The sequence below is a fragment of the Algoriphagus sp. oki45 genome (assembly GCF_036245605.1).
Lineage (GTDB): Bacteria > Bacteroidota > Bacteroidia > Cytophagales > Cyclobacteriaceae > Algoriphagus.
Genome location: NZ_BTPC01000001.1, coordinates 937,788 through 956,526, shown reverse-complemented (window position 1 = coordinate 956,526; position 18,739 = coordinate 937,788). Strand labels below are relative to the sequence as shown.

12 protein-coding genes are annotated in these 18,739 nt (G+C 44.2%); 7 read left to right on the top strand and 5 right to left on the bottom strand.

What is annotated here, in order from left to right; all coding sequences use genetic code 11:
- Positions 1 to 2,337 carry an OmpA family protein gene (locus AAA942_RS04150; protein ID WP_338218972.1) on the top strand — a complete coding sequence of 779 codons (2,337 nt, stop codon included), beginning with the start codon at positions 1 to 3 and terminating at the stop codon, positions 2,335 to 2,337.
- Positions 2,338 to 2,394: 57 nt separating this feature from the next.
- Here AAA942_RS04150 and topA read toward each other — a convergent pair whose 3' ends face one another.
- Positions 2,395 to 4,722: a type I DNA topoisomerase gene (gene topA, locus AAA942_RS04145; RefSeq protein WP_338218971.1), complete on the bottom strand. Its 2,328-nt coding sequence runs from the start codon at positions 4,720 to 4,722 to the stop codon at positions 2,395 to 2,397.
- 156 nt (positions 4,723 to 4,878) lie between these two features.
- On the opposite strand from topA, the gene AAA942_RS04140 reads away from it, so the two are divergent.
- On the top strand, positions 4,879 to 5,346 hold the full coding sequence (locus AAA942_RS04140; protein ID WP_338218970.1) for a SixA phosphatase family protein: 468 nt from the start codon (positions 4,879 to 4,881) through the stop codon (positions 5,344 to 5,346).
- A gap of 4 nt (positions 5,347 to 5,350) precedes the next feature.
- Here the strand turns inward: AAA942_RS04140 and AAA942_RS04135 are convergent, their stop codons facing one another.
- Positions 5,351 to 6,229, bottom strand: a complete 879-nt coding sequence (locus AAA942_RS04135; RefSeq protein WP_338218969.1) for a carbohydrate kinase family protein — start codon at positions 6,227 to 6,229, stop codon at positions 5,351 to 5,353.
- Complete coding sequence (locus tag AAA942_RS04130; RefSeq protein ID WP_338218968.1) at positions 6,222 to 7,565, bottom strand: sugar porter family MFS transporter; 1,344 nt, start codon at positions 7,563 to 7,565, stop codon at positions 6,222 to 6,224. The genes AAA942_RS04135 and AAA942_RS04130 overlap by 8 nt, the downstream gene beginning before the upstream one ends.
- A 257-nt stretch (positions 7,566 to 7,822) precedes the next feature.
- Between AAA942_RS04130 and AAA942_RS04125 the strand changes: the two genes are divergently transcribed.
- The 5 genes from AAA942_RS04125 (at position 7,823) to AAA942_RS04105 (ending at position 16,031) form a co-directional block, all read left to right on the top strand.
- Entirely contained in the window at positions 7,823 to 11,200 is a 3,378-nt protein-coding gene (locus AAA942_RS04125; RefSeq protein ID WP_338218967.1) for a methylmalonyl-CoA mutase family protein, read from the top strand.
- Positions 11,201 to 11,486: 286 nt separating this feature from the next.
- On the top strand, positions 11,487 to 11,909 hold the full coding sequence (locus AAA942_RS04120; RefSeq protein WP_338218966.1) for an OsmC family protein: 423 nt from the start codon (positions 11,487 to 11,489) through the stop codon (positions 11,907 to 11,909).
- Entirely contained in the window at positions 11,906 to 12,145 is a 240-nt protein-coding gene (locus AAA942_RS04115; protein ID WP_338218965.1) for a hypothetical protein, read from the top strand. The genes AAA942_RS04120 and AAA942_RS04115 overlap by 4 nt, the downstream gene beginning before the upstream one ends.
- A gap of 26 nt (positions 12,146 to 12,171) precedes the next feature.
- Entirely contained in the window at positions 12,172 to 13,176 is a 1,005-nt protein-coding gene (locus AAA942_RS04110) for a hypothetical protein (RefSeq protein ID WP_338218964.1), read from the top strand.
- Positions 13,176 to 16,031, top strand: coding sequence for a response regulator (locus AAA942_RS04105; protein WP_338218963.1), 2,856 nt, complete (start codon positions 13,176 to 13,178; stop codon positions 16,029 to 16,031). The genes AAA942_RS04110 and AAA942_RS04105 overlap by 1 nt, the downstream gene beginning before the upstream one ends.
- A 55-nt stretch (positions 16,032 to 16,086) precedes the next feature.
- On the opposite strand, the gene AAA942_RS04100 is transcribed toward AAA942_RS04105, so the two are convergent.
- Entirely contained in the window at positions 16,087 to 17,388 is a 1,302-nt protein-coding gene (locus AAA942_RS04100; protein ID WP_338218962.1) for a dihydrolipoamide acetyltransferase family protein, read from the bottom strand.
- An 87-nt stretch (positions 17,389 to 17,475) separates the two neighbouring features.
- On the bottom strand, positions 17,476 to 18,732 hold the full coding sequence (locus AAA942_RS04095; RefSeq protein WP_338218961.1) for a competence/damage-inducible protein A: 1,257 nt from the start codon (positions 18,730 to 18,732) through the stop codon (positions 17,476 to 17,478).
- Between the last annotated feature and the right edge of the window lie 7 nt (positions 18,733 to 18,739).

The following is an 18,739-nucleotide window of genomic DNA, read 5'->3' as shown; positions in this document are numbered from 1 at the left end:
ATGAAAAAGTTTTTGACAGTTTTGCTTGCCCTTATTTTCCTTTCTCCAGCATTTTCACAGCAATACGGATACAAATGGAGATTTGGGTTCAGTGCAGGGACTACCAATTATTTTGGGGATATCCGGCCTTTGGGAATCAATAATTTTGACCAGTTTACCAAACTTTACAAGAGGTATACTCACTACTCTGAAAATCTTTCTTACCAGATTTCTGCAGAATATGCCCTTGGAAATTCTGTGGGATTGATGCTGACGGCGGGTAGTTATCAGTTTGGATCTGGGGATCGATTTGTCCAAAACGACGGAACGCTTTTCCTTGAAGGTCAGAACTTTGATCGGGCCTTGAATTTTCAGACCAATTTGTACGATGCTGGTTTTTCTTTTGTATTTAAGCCGGATAATAATTGGTTGCTATCAGGCAAATCCTTCTTTGCACCTTACTTAGTGTTGGGTCTTGGGATGCAATTTTTCAATGTATACGGTGATCTTTTGGATGAAAATGGCGATCGATACGACTATACTAATCCCAATGTAATCCCTGATGGGACCTTTGAAACGAATCTTCGGGAATTGGAAACTGAATTGGATGGGGGATACCGGAAAAGCACAGTTTATGCCCATTTGGGATTGGGATTTCGATTTAGAGTGGCCAAAGGCATAGAGATTTTTGCTCAGTCTGATTTCAAGCGTGCAGCAACGGATTACCTGGATGATGTGTCTGGAGTTTATCGATCCTCCTACACGAGCCAGTTTCAGGAATATGCCGCCAAACCGGGAACCAATGTAGCCGGTCCAGGAGATAATCGAGGCCTTGAGAATCGGAGAGGAGATTGGTATCTCTACCACGGAATCGGAGTTAAATTCAGTATAGGTGCACGAAAAGAGGCATTTAATCCTCCTGTAGTCACTCCGCGCTATACTTTTGTGCCTTCAGAGCTTTCCAAGCAGCAAATGGCTGAGTCTGATTCCTCAATTGCCGTCAAGGCTGCTGGAGTGACCAATAATTATTTCACCGTGATCCAATTGCCATCTTGGACCGCCAATCAGACTTGGAAAGATAGTACAGCCTTGGATTCGGCGGCATTAACTCAATTGGAGATCTTGCAGGATTCATTGAGTAGAGAGAGGGAAGTTCTTCAGATTGAAATCCTCCGTTCCCAACAGGCCTTGGAGGAATACGATGAAACTATTGCCATGGCCAGAAGAGATACCTTGGTTTCCGAAGAGGTGACAGCTACAAGACTTAGAAGTTTAGAAACTGAAAGGTCGACCGAAATGGGGAAAATAACCAGCTTGAATACCCTGGATTCTCAGATTCAGTTCAAATTGGATTCGATCCGAGCAGTCCAAAGTCAGGGGCAGACTCAAGTTCTTGACAGTGCTGCAATGACCAGAGAATTGTTGATTTATCCCGGTCAGGTGAGCAGGATCATGTATACAGGAAAAGGGCAAACCCAGATTTATTTGGACAGTACTTCTGTTAAATCATCACCTGCCTCTAGATCTGCCGATGGAACGATGACCCGGGACGAATTTGAGGAGGAAATGGATAAGTTCCGCTCAGAGATGCTTCAGGCTCAGGCAAAGAGAGATTCGGCAATGATTATGGCCTTTGCCTCCAAAATTCCTGAGCCTCAGCAGTATGAACCTGTTTCCCAAGAGCCCCAGGAAATTGAGGTAAATACAGAAGCAATGGATGATAAAACAGCCAAGAAGCTGGAGAAAAACAGAAGGAAGCAGGAAAAGCTGGAAAAGAAAAATAATGAACTACTTAAGGATGCCTTGCTAGTTGGGGGTACAGTAGCCGCTACCTCTGCAATCAAAAATAGTGGGGAAAAGAAAGAAGATGCCGCTCAAGCAAGGCAGGATTCCCTCTTTAGAGCTCAAATTCTTCAGGATTCTCTTTTGATAGATAGCCTTCAGACAGTGTTGGCCAATCAGGAAGTGTCCATAACTCAGCCTGCAGCTCCGGATACAGTAGTCAATGAGAAGGTGGTCTTGCTAAACGCCAGTAAGGTTGAAATTTATTTTGGAGTCAACAGTTCGGAAGTTTCAGAGTCGGAAAAAGCCAAACTGAACCAGATTAAAGGATTTTTGGATCGAGATCCAGACCTAAAAGTGGAACTGATTGGCTTCGCAGACAATACCGGTTCGGTATCCTATAATCTGCAGATTTCAAAGAAAAGGGTGGATTCAGTAAAGTCCTACTTGATTTCTCAGGGAATCCCTGAATCAAAAATCCTGACGGATGTGGGAGGTTTGATCTTAAGGGGAACAAGCAAAGGTTCGGTAGATCAAGACCGAAAAGTAGAAGTCCGGCTTCATGAATCGGATTGATGGATGACTAATTCAACATGAGAGCGGCTCAGGAAGGATGGGCCGCTCTTTTTGCATTTATTTTTTATTGGAGGCAAACCTCCCTTTTTTCTTTCCTGCATCGGGTTGGGCTTCGATAATCTCTATCGTCTCCGCATAGGTAAGCTTTTCGGCTTCTTTGCCTTTCGGAATCTTGTAGTTGTTCTTGCCAAACTTGATGTAAGGTCCCCATCTTCCGTTGAGCACTTGGATATCCGGATTTTCATCAAAGGTTTTGATGTATTTGTTGGCATCTGCTTCCCGCTTGGCTTGGATCAGTTCGATGGCTTCTCCCTCAGTGATGGATAGGGGATCCTGTTCTTTTTTGAGAGAGAAAAAGGCGTTGTCGTGCCGGATGTAAGGGCCAAATCTTCCAATGGCAGCGGTCATCTTCTTGTCTTCGAAATAGCCAACCTCTCTAGGGAGTTTGAAGAGCTCGAGGGCATCATCCATGGATACATTTTCGATAAATTGCCCTTTTTTCAGACTTGCAAACTGCTTGTCCTCATCCTCATTTTCTCCGATCTGCACGAGTGGACCAAAGCGACCCAAACGGGCATAGACATTTTTACCACTTTCTGGATGCTTACCGATCAAACGACTGGTATTGACATCCTGACGGGAGACTTGCTCGGTCTCTTCCACGCTGTGGTGAAACTTCCCATAAAACCCATCAATCATATCCTGCCAATCCTGTCCTCCGGCTGCAATTTCATCAAACTCCTTTTCCACCTTAGCGGTGAAGTTGAAATCGATCACATTGGGAAAATGCTCCACGAGGAAGTCATTGACTACCATGGCTATATTGGTGGGGAAGAGCTTGTTTTTCTCTGCTCCGGTGTTTTCGGTTTTAGTAGCTTCTTTGAAATTTCCTCCGGAAATGATCATTTCCACATAATTCCTCGGCGTACCGTCCCGGGATTCTTTCACCACATAATCTCTCTTTTGGATAGTGGAGATGGTTGGTGCATAGGTAGAAGGTCGCCCTATGCCCAGTTCTTCCAGTTTTTTAACCAAAGAAGCTTCTGTATATCTCGGTGCTGCACGGGTAAAGGATTCCCGACCTTTCATTTCCTTCAGCTTCAAATCCTGTCCAATGCTCAAAGGAGGAAGCAAGGATTTGTTTCCTGCATCGTCCTCTTCCGGTTCGTCGTCGGTATCCTCCAGGTAAACTTTCAAAAACCCATCAAACTTGATCACTTCCCCATTGGCTATCAAGTTTAGCTGGGAGTTGGAGATGCCGATGGTGATGGTGGTTCTTTCGAGTTCTGCGTCGGACATCTGAGAAGCAATCGCTCGCTTCCAGATCAATTCATAAAGCCTTTGCTCGTTTCTGTCACCGGAAACCTGACTCTGAGAGAAGTCCGTGGGGCGGATAGCCTCGTGAGCTTCCTGCGCACTTTCGCTCTTGGTAGAATACTGTCTGGACTTGTGATAGGAAGTTCCGTAGGAAGCTTCAATGGCATTTTTTGCACCAGACAAAGCCTCTTGGGATAGGTTGGTGCTGTCGGTACGCATGTAAGTGATTTTCCCTGCTTCATAAAGCTTTTGGGCTACCGACATGGTCTGTGCTACTGAGAAGTACAACTTTCTGGATGCTTCCTGCTGAAGGGTGGAAGTAGTAAAAGGTGCGGCAGGGGATTTTTTGGCCGGTTTTTTCTCCAGATTGGCAACGGAGAATTCCGCCTGAAGACAGGCCTTGAGGAAATCCTCTGCTTCTGCTTTGGTCTCAAATTTCTTGGGTAGTTCGGCTTGAAAGGTTTTTCCATCTACTTCAAAAATTGCCGTGATTCGAAAAGAAGACTTAGCCTGATGCGCTTCGATTTCCCGTTCTCTCTCCACGATCAATCGGACAGCTACCGACTGTACGCGACCGGCTGAGAGGCCAGTTTTGATTTTTTTCCAAAGGATGGGAGAAAGTTCAAATCCCACCAATCGGTCAAGGATACGTCGGGCCTGCTGCGCATTGACGAGGTCATAATCAATACCTCGTGGGTTTTCTATGGCTTTGGAGATGGCATTTTTGGTAATCTCCCGGAATACAATCCGTTTGGTACGGTCTTCTTCGAGTTTGAGCACCTCTTTGAGATGCCAAGAAATAGCTTCTCCTTCTCGGTCATCGTCACTTGCGAGATAGACCGTCTCTGCATCTTTAGCCAGGTTTTTGAGGTTTTTGATCACCTCTTTTTTATCAGCAGTTACCTCGTAAGTAGGTTTGAAACGGTTTTTGATATCGATCGCTTTGTCTCCTTTTGGCAGATCCCGGACATGTCCGTAGCTGGAGACTACCTTAAAGTCTTTGCCCAGATAGCCTTCAATGGTTTTGGCTTTGGCGGGAGACTCGACGATTACAAGATTTTTTGACATAAAAAACTAAATTTAAGATAACGAGAGATCGGTCATCAAGGGCTAAAAATAGAAGGCCTTTATTTCTCCTCCAAATATTATAAATCCTGAGGGACCTGTTTTGGTTGGATATTTGTGACTTGAATTCACTGATTTTTAAGGAAAACCGAATTTAATATGAAGCAATTAATTCTTTTACGTCACGGTGAAGCGGGATTTTCTGACGGGATAGATTTTCAGCGTCAGCTGACTCAAAGGGGAAAAGAAAGTCTGCATCGTCTCGGAATTCTGCTCAAATCCAGGGGCTTGACCATCGACAGAATGTACTGTTCTTCTGCTACCCGTACCCGAGAAACGGCGGAGATCATTAAGGCATACCTTCCGATACAGGAGGAAATCTATGAGAAGGAAATCTATTCAGCCTCCTTGGAAGTGTTGGTCAATTTGCTTGAAAACACACCTGCTGAGGTCCAAACCTGCCTTCTTGTAGGGCACAATCCCACGATCAGTTTGCTGATGGCCCATCTTTCAGACGGGGATTACAGGGGTTTGAGTCCCGGAATGATGGGAATATTGGAGCTAGAGATATCCGATTGGTACCACATTGGGATGAATACCGCAACGCTAAAGGAGGTTTTGCAATAGCCGATTACTTTATTTTCCGAAGGACTTCCTCTTCGGTGTATTTCGGAGTTCCACCTTTTTGGGTAGCAACGAATCCGCCGAGTTTGCAGGCAAAGTCCAAAGTTTCCTCGGGAGTGGATTTCTCCAGATATTTTTTTACAAAACCACTCAAAAAAGCATCTCCGGCTCCGATGGAATCCTGAAATTTCACCTGATATCCCGGATGCTCAATGATTTTTCCTTTTTGGTAAATGACAGCTCCTTTGGATCCACGTGTGACGCAGATGAGGTCCATGGGGAAATGCTGATCCAAGTATTCACAAAGTCCGGAGATCGTCGGTTCTGTTTTGAAATAGTCTGCAAAAATCTCCAGTTCATCCTCGTTGATTTTCAAAATATCCGCAAAACCCAAAAGGGTCTCAATCACCTCAAAATCATAAAATGGAGGACGAAGATTGGCATCAAAAACCCGTAAAGTCTTATGATGGAGCAGCTTGAGTAGTGTTTTTAGACTTTCGGGATTTCTAACTCCTAAAGTTCCAAAAACAAATGCATCGGCCTTTTCTACTGCCTGGCTTAGCTGCTCTGACCACTCCAGGTAGTCCCAGGCCACATGGGTAAGGATGTTGTATTTGATATTTTCTGGATCAGAGTCGTCTACCAATACCTTGGAAGTGGGGTGGTTTTTCTTGATTTGGATAAAATCCAGAGGAAGTCCGAAAGAGCTGAGAAATTCCAAGAGACGATCTCCGTCTTCGTCCTCACCCACGGCTGAAATCAGCCGGACATTCAGGCCCAACTGGTGCAAATTAAGTGCAACATTCATGGGAGCTCCTCCGGCTACAGGTCCTGAAGGAAGGCAGTCCCAAAGCATTTCTCCGAAAACTACGACGCGATTAGACATGGTTTTTTTGTAAGTCTTGTTGAATTTCTTCCAGGGATCTTCCTTTGGTCTCAGGCATTTTCAGCCAAACCCAAAGCAATTGAAGAATCATCATCCCGCAGAAGAAAGCGAATATATACCCCGGTCCAAAACTGTTGGCAAAGAAGGGGAAAACATTGGCGATGACCGCTGCCAAAATCCAATGGGTAAACGAGCCCAATGACTGACCGGAGGCTCTTAGCTCATTGGGAAACATCTCTGAGATGAATACCCAAATGACCGATCCCTGTCCTACAGCGTGAGATGCGATAAACCCAAAAACAAAAATCGGAAGCCAAAATGAAGGAATTCCCGGACCGAGAAAATTATAGGCCATCAAGCTCAGAGAAATGATATAGCCAAAGGAGCCGATATACATGAGCTTTTTCCTCCCTAACCGGTCTATGAGATACAGTCCCAAGAAGGTGGCAAAAAGATTGGTCAGCCCGATTCCGATGGTGGATATCAATGCATTTTCGGTGGAAATCCCCGCCATCTCAAATATTCTCGGGGCAAAATAGATAATGGCATTGATTCCTGAGACTTGATTGAAGAAAGCGATCACCACTGCCAACAAGGTACTGGAGAAAAATCTGGGACTAAACAGAGCTCCAAAACCAGCCTTTTGCTTCATATTTTTCTCTTCGGCTATGGCAAGGCGTATGGCTTCATCGACTCCGTCTGGGTCTGTACGGGTGAGGATTTCTCTGGCTTTGATCTGATCATTGAACTTGGCAATCAACCATCTCGGGCTTTCCGGAATACTGAAAATCATCATGCTATAGATCAAGGCAGGAATTGCTTCTACTCCAAGCATCCATCTCCAGTCCTCTGCCAAGCCGGCCGTTCCGATCAGGTAATTGGACACATAGGCCATGACGATTCCAAATACAATGTTGAACTGATAAAGCGCCACCAGCAAACCTCTGTTTTTGGCTGGAGCTATCTCAGAAATGTACATCGGAGCTACCACGGAGGAAGCCCCTACGCCCAAACCACCCAAGAATCGAAAAAGGGTAAAGGAAGTGATGTCCCAAGCAATAGCAGAACCCAAAGCAGAAATGAAGTAGAAAAGACCAATCCAAAGCAAGCTCTTTTTCCTGCCCATTCGGTCAGCCGGAATACCCCCAAACAACGCCCCGATCACTGTGCCGTAGAGTGCAGAGGCAATGGCCAGGCCATGTATCCAATCACTAAGCTGCCAGACTTCCTGAATATCCCGCTCAGCTCCCGAGATGACTGCGGTATCAAAGCCAAATAAAAAGCCGCCTAACGCGGCCGTGATGGAGACAAAAAAAGCGTAGTTTTTGGATGACATAGGCTATGTTTTGGGTGGAATGCCTTACTAAACTAAGGAGAAGGTTTCTATTTCAAAACAGGTTTGGACGGTTCTGGTCCTCATCGGGAAAAATCAATCGATTTCCTAGGATAAAATTTTTCTTCAAAACCAAATAAAATTCTGTTTTTACATATCCGGAAAATCCTGCACGAGTGAAAATCCTTATATTCGCAGGCGCAGAAACTGATCTGTTTTTTGCCCTAAATACTGTCTATTCCGAATAGAAACCCAAAGTCATGACTTTACCAACTGAGATTTACAAACCCAAAAATCACATCCGGATAGTGACCGCAGCATCGCTCTTTGATGGGCATGATGCAGCGATCAATATTATGCGGAGAATCATCCAATCCACAGGCTGCGAGGTGATTCACCTCGGACATAATCGCTCTGTGCAAGAAATCGTCGATTGTGCCATTCAGGAAGATGTACAGGCCATAGCCATCACTTCCTATCAGGGAGGTCACGTAGAATTTTTCAAGTACATGTATGATCTGTTACGAGAAAAAGGGGCTGGACACATTCAGATTTTTGGTGGGGGAGGAGGAACCATCCTTCCTGAGGAAATTAAAGAACTGCATGGCTATGGTATTACCCGTATCTATTCTCCCGATGACGGAAGGGCCATGGGTTTGCAGGGTATGATCAATGATTTGGTTCAGAAGTGCGATTTTCCCATTGGGGATAAGTTACCAAAGGATTTTGAGCTGAATAAAGAGATCAAAGGAAGTGTGGCAAGAGCCATCTCGGCCTTTGAAAACTTCCCTGAGCATTCTACAGGTCTGCTGGAGCAGGTGAGAAAGGAAAGCCGGTCAAAAAACACCCCCGTTTTGGGAATTACCGGTACGGGAGGAGCAGGCAAATCCTCTTTGGTAGATGAATTGGTACGACGATTTATCCTTGACTTTGAGGACAAGACCATGGCGATCATCTCTGTGGATCCTTCAAAAAGGAAAACCGGCGGAGCACTCTTGGGCGATCGAATCCGAATGAATTCTATCCACCATCCCCGGGTGTTTATGCGCTCTTTGGCTACTAGGCAGTCCAATTTGGCTCTTTCCAAATACGTTCAGGATGCGGTAGACACGGTGAAGGCTGCTGGATTTGACCTAATCATCTTGGAAACCTCCGGAATAGGTCAGTCCGATACGGAGATTATCGAGCATTCTGATCTTTCCCTTTATGTGATGACTCCTGAATATGGAGCGGCTTCCCAATTGGAAAAGATCGATATGCTGGACTTTGCTGACGTGATCGCCCTCAACAAGTTTGATAAGCGGGGAGCTTTGGACGCTATCAGGGATGTAAAAAAGCAATACAAGCGCAACCATAACCTTTGGGAAACCGCGGATGAGGACATTCCTGTTTTTGGCACGATTGCCTCCCAATTCAATGATCCCGGAATGAATCAGCTGTATCGGGCAATCATAAGCAAGGTCAATGATAAATTCCCGGGTTGGGAAAGCACATTTGAACTAACAGCGGGTACATCTGAGAAAATTTACATCATCCCGCCTGCGCGCACCCGGTACCTCAGCGAAATCACGGAAGTAAACCGCAACTACGACAAGTGGGTAGAGGAGCAAAAAGAAATTGCTCAGCAACTCTATTCCATACAAAAGTCCATGGAGGCTATTCGTAAGGCTAAAGTTGGGGATCAGGACCGCCTTCTGAAGGAACTGCAGGAGGTCTATGCTCAAGTCGAGCTTAATCTGGATCCCAAAAACAAAAAATGGTTGGAAGATTGGCCTGCTGAATCGGCCCGGTATTCGGATGATTTCTACGTGTTTAAGGTCCGCGACAAGGAGTTGAAAGTAAAAACGTACAGCACTTCCCTTTCCAATTCGAGAATTCCTAAGGTTGCTCTTCCGAAATATGAAGCTTGGGGAGAATTGCTCAAATGGGGCTTGAGAGAAAATGTTCCCGGTCAGTTTCCCTACACTTCCGGTGTATTTCCTTTCAAAAGAGAGGGAGAAGATCCTACCCGTATGTTTGCCGGCGAAGGTGGACCAGAGCGAACCAACAAGCGCTTTCACTATGTGTCCAAGGATATGCCTGCCAAGCGTCTTTCTACCGCTTTTGATTCGGTGACCTTGTATGGAGAGGACCCGGATTACCGTCCGGATATCTATGGGAAAATCGGGAACTCCGGGGTAAATATCTGCTGCCTGGACGATGCCAAGAAGTTATACTCCGGATTTAATCTGGTTGACCCAATGACTTCAGTTTCCATGACGATCAATGGACCTGCAGCTACGATGACAGCCTTTTTTATGAATGCGGCCATTGATCAGCAGTGCGAAGTCTATATCAAAGCCAATGGACTCGAAGCCGAAGTTGAATCTAAAATTGAAGCGATTTATAAAGAGAAAGGTCTTCCAAGACCTGAGTACAATGCTCCGATCCCGGAAGGAAATGATGGGCTGGGATTGATGCTTTTGGGTGTGACCGGAGATCAGGTATTGCCTGCGGATGTTTACCAAAAGATCAAGGCAGACACCCTTTCCAAAGTAAGGGGAACCGTCCAAGCGGATATTCTGAAAGAAGATCAGGCACAAAATACCTGTATTTTCTCCACGGAGTTTTCACTTCGATTGATGGGAGATGTGCAGCAATATTTTATTGAAAACAGGGTCAGAAACTTCTATTCCGTTTCCATTTCAGGCTACCATATCGCCGAGGCAGGAGCGAATCCGATCACCCAATTGGCATTGACTCTTTCCAATGGGTTTACGTATGTTGAGTATTATGTATCCAGAGGAATGAATATCAATGATTTCGCTCCAAACCTTTCCTTCTTTTTCTCCAACGGAATCGATCCTGAGTATGCAGTGATCGGCAGGGTGGCAAGAAGAATCTGGGCAAAAGCCATGAAACTTAAGTATGGTGCCAATGAGCGTTCTCAGATGCTGAAATACCATATTCAGACTTCCGGCAGATCACTTCACGCGCAGGAGATTGATTTCAATGATATCCGGACTACGCTCCAGGCATTGTATGCGATCTATGATAACTGCAACTCCCTGCATACCAATGCCTACGACGAGGCGATTACAACGCCTACTGAAGCATCGGTTCGCCGTGCGATGGCTATCCAATTGATTATCAATAAGGAATTGGGTCTGGCTAAAAATGAAAACCCGCTTCAGGGTTCTTTCATCATTGAAGAATTGACCGATTTGGTCGAGGAGGCTGTGTATTTGGAATTTGATCGCATCACTGAGCGAGGAGGGGTTTTGGGAGCGATGGAGACCATGTATCAGCGTGGCAAAATCCAGGAAGAAAGTTTGCACTATGAAATGCTGAAGCATACGGGAGAGTATCCTATCATCGGCGTCAATACTTTCCTTTCCAGTGAGGGCTCTCCTACGATTATCCCGGGAGAGGTAATCCGTGCCACTTTGGAAGAAAAAGAAGCTCAGATTCAAACCTTGAACAATCTTCATCAGGCCTATTCAGGCAAGGAAAAAGAGCAATTATCCGGACTCAAAAAAGCCGCAGTCCAAAATGAGAATGTCTTTGAAAAGCTCATGGAAGCAGCAAAGTATTGTTCCTTGGGTCAGATTACCAATGCTTTGTATGAAGTAGGCGGTCAGTATCGAAGAAATATGTAATTCAATGCAGAAGGCTGAAGTCTGAAATTAGAAAAAGGGCTGAATTAAGTGACAAGAGTCTAGATACAAGACGCTAGGCATAAGACTCTAGAATATAGTTCGAGTGCCACTTCTGCAGAAGTGGTACAACAAACAGCAAAACTAAACAAGGGGTATCCTGCTTTTTCGAAAGCAGGATTTACCTTTTAAACTTTAAAAAATAGAATTTGGGATTTAAAATTTCTACAAAATCCGAAATCCGAAATCAAAATTCCGACATCGAAAATGTAGTAAATCGTAAATAAAAATGGCTGGAAACAAACGCAACGTCACTGTCCGCATGAAGGCGGATTTGGAATATGAATCCCGCAATCCTCAGGGAAACTTGGTCAATATCGATATGTATGATCCTGAGCATAAGCATGCTCAATCCCCTATGGATTTGCTGCTATCAGCCTTGGGAGGCTGTGCTTCAGTGGATGCCGTATTGATGATGAAAAAGAAGCGCAGAGAAATCGTTGATTTCTTTGTCGAGGTAGAAGGAACCAGAAACGATGGAGTGCCTGCTTTTTATACTGATATTGAATTAAAGTTTGTAATTGTCTCCCCCACCGCCACGGAGGAAGAGTTTGCCAAGGTGATTGCTTTGTCAGTTGAAAAATACTGTTCGGTAGCTTCCTCGCTGAAGTCAAATATTACCTTTTCGTCTGAAGTAAGGAGGCCTTCATGAGAGTGGTCAAAGAATTTGTAAAGGATGAGGTCAGGGTCAGCGTCTTCTCCTGGAATAATAAGTATTTGATCAAATTTGAGTTGGGGCCGCTTGAACAAACATTCAAGCTGAGTGAGATGGATGTATTGGAAGAATCCGAACTGGAAGCTTTTTGGAGTGGAGATTTTTTTAGTGCTGTTGTTCGGAGGTTTGAAGAAATGGGAAAAACCTTTCGTGACCAAGTAGAAAATTTATAATTTCCCTTCTACGCAAGCGGGGAAATATGAAAAACTACCTGATTCTATTGATTTTAGGGCTTGGAGTCGGCTCATGCAGCTTATTGCCCGAAAAATCCTATCAAGCTGAATTTTCGGAATTAGATGAAATGGTCGACCTATTAGAGGATCAGGGGGCTTTATTAAGCCAAAGTTTAGATTCCATTGCGCATTTTTATGAAGATCACATTTCAAATTTTGACTCCCTTCTGTCTCAGGCTGATTACGATAAGTATTTGATTGAGGGTCCTTTCTCTTCTGCGACACCAGGATCTGACTCTTCAAAAAGCTCCATAATTATTCTTAATACTACCGCAAATCGTGAGAAGGCTCTCAAAGAAGTGGCTGCCACTAATTTTTTGGATGAACGCTTTTCGGATTTTGTGAAGAAAAATGAGCTCGTAGCCCAAGTTTACAGCAATTCTGCACTTCAAGTCAGCAGGGTGTACCCTTGCTATGATCATAAAAACATCGTAGATCCGAATATTGATGTCACTCAGTTTAACTTTTACTATGCGGCAAACGAAATCAACAATCCAAATAGGGGATTGGTATGGATTCCTGATGCGTATGTTGACCCTGCAGGTAGAGGTTGGATTGTTTCATTGGTTCACCCCATTTACAAGAATGATTCTCTTTTTGCTGTTTTGGGAGTGGATTTCACAGTAGATGATGTGATTTATAATTATTTGCAAGACTATGAAGGGGAGTATCTTCTGGTGAATGCCAAGGGAGATATTGTTGCAGGAAAGGCTGGTGCAATAGAAACCATCAGCATGCCACCTTTAAAAAACCATGTTTACAGGGAGACTGTGAAGTCGGAGAATTTTAGAGTCTCAGACTTTAATCTTTTCCAAAGCAGAAGCAGGGAAGTCAGAGAAATGGCACAAGAGTTTTTACTGAAGAAAAGTCAAGTTTTTGAATTTCAGGAAGAGAAAAGTCTAAAAGTGGCTCTGTGTTATCCCTTTCAGGAGATTGACTGGTACATGATCCAAATCATACCCTCTAATTGATGTCCAGTCCACTGAAACGCTCTAATTTCTTTTTGCTAACTGCGGTGGGTTCCGCCCTGATTTTCATGGTGATTTTCTTGGGTTTTAGCTTTTTCAATGCCATCTATCAGACCCAAGTCCAGTCAAGAAAGGATTTTCTGAGTCAGCAGACCGCTTTGGCTTCACGAGGACTGGAGTCGGAGATAGACCGGTTTAAATCAGAATCCGGGTTTTTTGCTGATAATATTGCTGATCAACTTGAGGATATTAATTCCGATCCCGATCGATTAGTCCGAACTACACGGCAGTTATTTAATGCCTTTCCGGGGATGATTGATCACCTTTGGATGGATTTAGGGGATTCAGTTTTGCTGTTTTCCCTTACTTCAAGGAATGACTTCTTGGTGCAAAAGGATGCCGAGGGACTGCCTAGTCTAGGGGAACTTGATAGTTTTATTCAACTTGATCGGGAAGGGGTGAAGTTCGTGTTTCTGTTGGACTTACCTGATTTTTCCAAAGGCTACGTCTCTATTTTTTATCTGGATCAGGGAGGGGAGAAGTTTCTGTTTCTCAACAATAAGTTGATTTCTCTCGATCAGGGAAAGGATAGTATATCTCTTGACCCTGATCAGGAGGCTATTTTGAAGGCGAAAGAGGATATTTCTTTGGGATTGAAAGGAATCTATCCGGTTTCTTGGGAAGATGAGGAAAAAGGGGCCGTAGCTGGAACTTTAGCTCAATATCCTTTCAACTTTTCCCCTTCAAAAGGCGATGCTGCATTGGTTTTCTTGGTACCTACCGAGAATCTTACCTCGGGCATTTACTCTACTTACCTTTTTGTCTTTTTTATCCTTGCTGTTATCCTGGTGGGAATGATTACTGTTTTTATTTTTTCTCTTAAGAGCAAGTTTAAAGCAGACCGTCTACGGGAAAAGAATCTGGAGGAAATTTCCTCTCTTTTTGAGCAGCAAAATCTTCTGCTAAAAGAATTGAAAGGCTTTGTGTTTTTCCATGACCATTTAGGCCAGATTACCGAGGTGAGTGAGCAAGTGGAGGAAATTCTTGGACATACCAGGGAGGATTTTATTTATTCATTCAAAAAAGACTCCACACATCCAGAGGCAAATCAAGTCAAATCCACAGTGATGGAAATGGTGGCTGAGGGAAAAGATTTGGTGGATTTAGAATATGATTTTATCAAACCAAATGGGGAGAAAATAAGGGTTCGTGTCTTTACAAAAGTGGTTTTTGATGAAAATGGTAGGTTTGAAAGAGGATTTGGACTGGGCATAGACATTACCAAGCAATATGTCGCTCAGCAAAAAATCCTTCAAAGTGAGACCCGGCTCAAAAACCTCATTAAGAATATTCCTGACACCATTTTTATCTATGATAGGCAAGGCGATGTGATTGATTTTCATGTGATTGACTCAGAGACCCTTCTGGAATCTGCCAAAGAGACCTTAGGTAGAAATATTTCGGAAATCGTACCACACAATCAGGAAGAGCTGGTCATTGGCGCATTTAAAAAGTCCATTCAAACCAAAAAAATGCAGACCGTACAGGTCTTTTGGAATTCTCCGATGGGAGAGAAGCATTATGAAATGAGGTTCTTCTCCTTGGATGATAATCAGGTTATGTCCCTGTCGAGAGATATTACCAGTCAGAAAATCTGGGAGAAGGGATTGGTAGAAGCGATGAATGCAGCGGATCAGGCAAGTCAGGCCAAATCCCAGTTTTTGGCCAATATGAGCCATGAAATACGAACACCTATGAATGGGCTTTTGGGGATAATCGACTTGCTGGAAGGAACCAAATTGGGCCAAATCCAAAAGCAATACGTGGAGATCATCAAAAACTCGGGAAATACGCTCTTGGATATCATTCGGGATATTTTGGACTATTCCAAAATCGAGTCAGGGAAAATTGAGATTAATAAAGAGATCTTTGATCCGGCAAAAGAAATTCATGTTCAGAAAGAAATGCTTTCCGGATTGGCCAAGAAAAAGCAAATAGACTTGAAGGTCTTGGTTAATTTGGATGAGAATTTAGTTTTTGAAGGGGACAAGAATAAGATTAATCAGATCCTTCTCAACCTGATGGGGAATGCCCTCAAATTCACTCCCGAAGGTGGATCAGTGACGGTCCGTTTGGAATTGGAGGATATTGGGTCGGATTTATATTTTTTAAGCTATGAAGTTCAGGATACTGGAATCGGGATTTCTGAGGAAAATATAAAAAACCTGACCCAGCCGTTTTATCAAGTGGATAGCTCTATATCGAAGAATTTCCAGGGAACAGGGCTGGGGCTTGCCATAGCCAAACGAATGATCGAACTTTTGGGAGGTGAATTGAAGATCGAGAGCAAACTCGGTGAAGGCTCCAAGTTTGCTTTTTCAATTATGGTCAAGAGAGCAGAAAAGGAGGATCTTGCTTCTGGAAATCAGGTCTTAACTTGGAAAGACGTAAAAGACATGGGGGCGGAATTTCCACTTCGTGTACTCTTGGCAGAAGACAATGAGCTCAATCAGCAGCTGATGACCTTGATGTTTGAGCAGTTGGGATTTGAGTACGATACGGTAAAAAGCGGGAAGGAGGCCCTACAAAGAGTGCAGGAGAAAGATTTTGATGTAGTGCTTATGGATGTGCAAATGCCCGATATGAACGGATTGGAAGCTACTCGTGAAATCAGAAAGCTCAAAGACAAGAAAGGACTGATCATTATTGGGCTTTCAGCCAATGTTTTTGAAGAAGATCAAAAAGAGGCCTTGAAGGCAGGGATGGATGATTACCTCACCAAACCCATCCGACTCGCGGTCCTAGCCGACAAGCTGGAGTTTTACTTCAGGAAAGTCAGAGGAGAAGAAATCTCTTAAAAGAAAAAGCTCCGAAATATTATTTCGGAGGCTTTAAGTCTGATTTTTAATCAAATCACAAAGTGGTATTCATGTCAAATGCTTCGAGGTAATCGGCTACCCGACGAACAAACATTCCTCCCAAAGCCCCATCAACAACTCTGTGGTCATACGAATGCGATAAGAACATTTTGTGACGGATGGCAATCACATCTCCGGTTGGGGTTTCCACTACCGCAGGTTTTTTGACAATCGCACCCACAGCTAAGATGGCTACCTGAGGCTGAGGAATGATCGGAGTGCCCATCACATTTCCAAAGGAGCCTACATTAGATACGGAATAAGTGCCGCCAGATAAGTCGTCAGCTGTCAGCTTGTTGACTCTTGCTCTGTTTGCCAAGTCATTCACTGCTTTGGAAATTCCTACCAGATTAAGCTGATCTGCATTTTTGATTACAGGCACAATCAAGTTTCCGGAGGGCAAAGCCACAGCCATGCCGATATTGATGTCCTTTTTCTTAATGATTCGCTCTCCATCCACAGAGATATTGATCATTGGGAAATCACGGATGGCTTTGGCCACGGCTTCGATAAAAAATGGGGTAAAGGTGATTCCTTCTCCATATTTCTTTTTGTATGCTTCCTTGTTTTTTTCTCTCCAAAGAACAATTGCCGTCATATCCGCCTCCACAAATGAGGTCACATGAGCTGAAATTCGTTTGGATTCGACCATTCGCTGCGCGATGATTTTTCGCATGCGATCCATTTCAATGATTTCGTCGGAAGCCGAAATGCTGACTTGTACATTAGGGGCAGAAATGGATGGTGCTGGTGAAGCTGGGATTGGTTCTGGTGCTTTTTCCCCTCTTTTGCTGAGGTAGTCCAGCATATCCTGCTTGGTGACACGACCATCCTTGCCTGTTCCTGGGATAGCCGAAAGCTCAGAGGCAGATATTCCTTCTTCTTTAGCCATGCTTTTGACCAAGGGGGAATAGAATCTTCCGTCTTCAGCCGGACCTGTGGTTTCTGACTTGGATTTGGAAATCAAAGAAGCAGTATGCGCAGGTGCAGCAGCTACCAATTCTTCTTTTGCAGAAGAAGGGGCTTCTGATTTAGGAGCTGAAGGTTCTACTTCTTGGTTGGTCTCAATAATGGCTATAGGAGCACCTACCGCCACAACATCACCTTCTTTTGCGAGAATTTTTTTCAAAACCCCACCATGGGTGGCAGGTACTTCGGTATCCACCTTGTCTGTAGCTACTTCCAGGACAGACTCATCCGCCTCGATGGTGTCTCCTTCTTTTTTAAGCCAGGTCAAAATGGTGCCTTCTATGATACTTTCACCCATTTTGGGCATTAGCATTTCTACACTTGCCATATCGTATTTGGTAATTAAATTGGGTTTATATTCAAGTTTTAAAATTAAATTTTATCGAATACCTTCCCAAACCTTTCTTATAAAATTTTATTTGTCTTTTCTGGAAAAGCACATTCTCAATAAATTCAAGACCGCCACCCCGGTCAGTTGGATATTCAGCATTCGGTCTTGAGTCAGTTGGAGTTTTCGGGTTTCTACGAATCCATCTCCTGCACAGGCAATCCAAACAGTCCCAACTGGCTTTTCCTCAGATCCACCATCCGGGCCGGCAACACCACTGCTGGAAAGACCAAAATCTGCCTTAAACAGCTTTTTAACCCCATTTGCCATCTCTTTTACTGTTTCTTCACTTACGGCACCGAAGGTTTCCAAGGTTTCCGGTTTTACCCCTAAAATGGACTCCTTAAACTGATTATGGTAGGGGACTACCGATCCCTGAAAGTAAGAAGAACTTCCCGGAACCGTGGTTACCAAATGAGAAACGTAGCCTCCTGAGCAACTCTCGGCTAAAGCTAGAGTTTTCCCTTCGTTCTTCAAAAGTTTGCCAATAGCGGTCTCTAAAGTCTCGGCATTGAATCCATAAACATATTTATCGATGATTGGCATGACCTGCCCGATTTGCACGTCTACCTCCTCCTCGAGGGTCTTTAGATTGTCCCCAAAGGCAGTCAGTCGGAGTTTGACATGACCCAAAGAAGGAAGGTAAGCCAGGCGGATGTGTCCGGGAAGGTTGTTCTCCCAATCCTTGATCAGGTCAGCAAGCCAGCTTTCACCAATTCCTACTGTCTTGATTACTTTGTGATAAATGACAGGCAAAGCCACCACTTTGGGTAAAGTGGGCAAAACAAAATCCTTCATGAGCTTCTTCATCTCATGAGGCACCCCCGGCATAGACATCCAGTATTTCCCTCCTCGCTCAAACCACATTCCCGGAGCAGTCCCCACCTCATTGGGCACATAGGTGCAGCAGGAGGGAAGATGGCCTTGCAGAATATTTAGCGGGGTCATTTCTCTACCTCTTCGCTTAAAAAAGGAAGTGACAGCTTCCACTGCCTTGGGAAATTCTACAACTTCACAGCCAAAGTACTCTGCCAAAAGTGGCTTGGTCAGGTCATCCTGGGTCGGTCCCAATCCTCCGGTGATCAATATCAAGTCGGCTCTTTCTTCGGCAGCTGCAAAAGCGGCTAAGATATCTGTTCTGTTATCCCCAACGGTGGTTTTTCTGACCACTTTTACTCCGACCAAATCCAGTTCTTGACTGATCCAATGGGAATTGGTATCCATGATTTGTCCATAGAGAAGTTCATCTCCGATTGCGATGATTTCAGCACGTACAAGTTTCATTTACTCG

Coding starts and splice junctions, on each gene's coding strand:
- AAA942_RS04135 (WP_338218969.1), bottom strand. CDS start 6,229: ATGTCTAATCGCGTCGTAGTTTTCGGAGAAATGCTTTGGGACTGCCTT.
- AAA942_RS04110 (WP_338218964.1), top strand. CDS start 12,172: ATGAAAAACTACCTGATTCTATTGATTTTAGGGCTTGGAGTCGGCTCA.
- AAA942_RS04105 (WP_338218963.1), top strand. CDS start 13,176: ATGTCCAGTCCACTGAAACGCTCTAATTTCTTTTTGCTAACTGCGGTG.
- AAA942_RS04120 (WP_338218966.1), top strand. CDS start 11,487: ATGGCTGGAAACAAACGCAACGTCACTGTCCGCATGAAGGCGGATTTG.
- AAA942_RS04115 (WP_338218965.1), top strand. CDS start 11,906: ATGAGAGTGGTCAAAGAATTTGTAAAGGATGAGGTCAGGGTCAGCGTC.
- AAA942_RS04100 (WP_338218962.1), bottom strand. CDS start 17,388: ATGGCAAGTGTAGAAATGCTAATGCCCAAAATGGGTGAAAGTATCATA.
- AAA942_RS04125 (WP_338218967.1), top strand. CDS start 7,823: ATGACTTTACCAACTGAGATTTACAAACCCAAAAATCACATCCGGATA.
- AAA942_RS04095 (WP_338218961.1), bottom strand. CDS start 18,732: ATGAAACTTGTACGTGCTGAAATCATCGCAATCGGAGATGAACTTCTC.
- AAA942_RS04130 (WP_338218968.1), bottom strand. CDS start 7,565: ATGTCATCCAAAAACTACGCTTTTTTTGTCTCCATCACGGCCGCGTTA.
- AAA942_RS04140 (WP_338218970.1), top strand. CDS start 4,879: ATGAAGCAATTAATTCTTTTACGTCACGGTGAAGCGGGATTTTCTGAC.
- topA (WP_338218971.1), bottom strand. CDS start 4,722: ATGTCAAAAAATCTTGTAATCGTCGAGTCTCCCGCCAAAGCCAAAACC.
- AAA942_RS04150 (WP_338218972.1), top strand. CDS start 1: ATGAAAAAGTTTTTGACAGTTTTGCTTGCCCTTATTTTCCTTTCTCCA.